The 2304-nt window shown below is 68.7% G+C and carries 2 protein-coding genes; both read right to left on the reverse strand.

Annotated elements, in window-relative coordinates; all coding sequences use genetic code 11:
- Positions 1-88: 88 nt before the first annotated feature.
- Positions 89-916: a uroporphyrinogen-III C-methyltransferase gene (gene cobA / locus AC5JJ6_RS10020; protein ID WP_496041901.1), complete on the reverse strand. Its 828-nt coding sequence runs from the start codon at positions 914-916 to the stop codon at positions 89-91.
- On the reverse strand, positions 891-2304 hold a 1414-nt coding region (locus tag AC5JJ6_RS10025), incomplete at its 5' end, for a molybdopterin dinucleotide binding domain-containing protein (RefSeq protein ID WP_496041902.1). The genes AC5JJ6_RS10025 and cobA, both read right to left, overlap by 26 nt.

Consider the following 2304-nt stretch of genomic DNA (forward strand, 5'->3'; position numbering starts at 1 on the left):
ATGGACGCGCCTGCTTGTCGGCTGCCGCTTCGCTTTAGGCCGACCTACGAGAACGAAGTTACTGTAATATGTTCTACAGAAGTGCTGCTCATATCCGCTCGAATACCCGGCGAGTACTTGCCTGCGGCAGCTCCTCGTGGCTGTAGGTTTCCTGCGGACGATGGTCGATCACGTGGCCGATGAGGACCAGCGTGGGGCCGTCGCCCAACTCGGCAGCGGCGCGGGCGGCCAGGGTCGCAAGGGTGGCGAAACAGCGGCGTTCGGTCGGTAGGGTGCCGTTCTCGATGGCGGCGGCTGGCGTGTCGGGGGAGAGGCCGGCTTCGATCAGTTTTGCGCTGAAGTTGGGTAGCTGGGTGCGGCCCATGTAGATCGCCAGCGTGCCGTCGGGGTTGGCGAGCTTGCTCCAGTCCATCGCGTTGGTCGCGTCGTCGTCCATGCAGTGCGCGGTGACGAACTGGACGCTGCGGGAAACTCCGCGCAGCGTCAGGGGGATCTGGGAGGACGCGGCGCAGCCAAGCGCCGCGGTGACGCCGGGGACGACCGTCACTTCGATGCCGTGGCGGCGCAGGTATGCCGCTTCCTCGCCGGCCCTGCCGAACATCATGGGATCGCCGCCCTTCAGGCGGACGACGCGGCGGCCCATGAAGGCGTGTTCCAGCAGCAGGGCGTTGATCTCGACCTGCTTCATGGAGTGGCGGCCGGCGCGCTTGCCCACGGGGATGAGTTCGACGCCGGGGCGGGCGAACTCCAGCACGCCGGGGCCGACGAGATGGTCGTACAGGATTACGTCGGCATGCTTGATGGCGCGGACGGCGCCCAGCGTCAGAAGCTCGACATCGCCGGGGCCGGCGCCGACAAGGTGGACCGGGCCGGGCTGGGAGGGCAGCGTCTCAGGCGGCTTGACCGCATCGGACATGGCCGATCAGCTCCTTCAGTTCGGGAATGCAGGACCCGCAATTGGTCCCGGCTTTCAAGGCGACGCCGATCTGCTCGGCGGAGGTCAGGCCGCCGTTGCGGATCGCGGCGGCGATGCGGTTGAGTCCGACGTTGAAGCAGGAGCAGACGGTGCGGCCTTCGTCCGGGGCATCGGCGGGCGCCCGGCCGCTCAGCAGGCCCATGCGCGACGGCCCGTCCATTTCGGTAGCGGCGAAGAGGGAAACCAGCCATGCCCGGCTGGGGAGCGGCTGCCCGGTGCTGAGGAACAGGCAGGCCTCCAACTGGTCGCCGTCTAGCCGTGCCCAGCGGTGGATGCCGCGCCGCTTGTCGTGATAGTCGATTCCGGGAAGCGGAGGGAGGAGCGTTTCGGCCCAGGTGGTGAGGTCGTCGGCGGGCAGTACGGTGCCGGCAAGCATCAGGACGGTGCAGCCGGCGGCGGCGCTGCGCGACCAGTATTCCGCTGACGGCGGCGGTGCGGCTTCGCCGCGCGTGATGAGGAAGGCGGTCCAGGCCGGCTTGAACGGGTTCAGGCTTGCGGGGGTATGCTTCAGCTCCGGCTGACCGGAAACCGCGTCGGTGACCGGAGCGGTCAGCGCGTTGATGCCGCCGTTGCCGGAGAAGCGGCGGTTCCAGTGCATCGGCGCGAAGAGCTGGCCTTGGGGCTGATCGGGCGTGACGCGGACGCGCAGCGTGGCGTCGCCTTGGGCGGAGCGCAGGACGGCCAGATCGTCGTCTGTCAGGTTCAGCGTGACCGCGTCGGCTGGGTTGAGTGTTACGAACGGTTCCGCGATGTGGCTGGATAGGCGCGGGACGAGGCCGGTGCGGGTCATCGTGTGCCACTGGTCGCGGATGCGGCCGGTGTTCAGGATGAAGGGGTATTCGGCGCTGGCTGACGTGGCGGGGTCTTCCGCCCGGACCGTGACGAAGCGGGCGCGGGCGTCCGGCGTGGGGAATTCGCCTTCGGCGAACAAGCGGGCGGTGCCGTCCGGCGAGGCTTTGGCCGGCCACTGCGTCGGGGGGAGCGCGTCGTAATCGGCGCCGGTCAGCGCCCCGATGTCGAAGGCGCGGCTGCCGTCGTTCTCGAAGGCGGACAAGCCTGCGTGCTCGGCGAAGATATCGGCCGGGGACTGGTAGGCGAAGGCATCGCCCCAGCCCATGCGGGCCGCCACCTGGGAGACGATCCACCAGTCGGGCTTGGCTTCTCCCGGATGAGGCAGGAAGCTGCGCTGGCGTGAGATCCGGCGTTCGGAATTGGTGACGGTGCCGTCCTTCTCGCCCCAGCCGGCGGCGGGGAGAAGAACGTCGGCGTAAGCCGTCGTGTCGGTATCGCCGACGCAGTCGGATACGACGACGAAGGGGCAGGATGCC

The sequence above is a fragment of the Skermanella sp. genome (assembly GCF_059503625.1).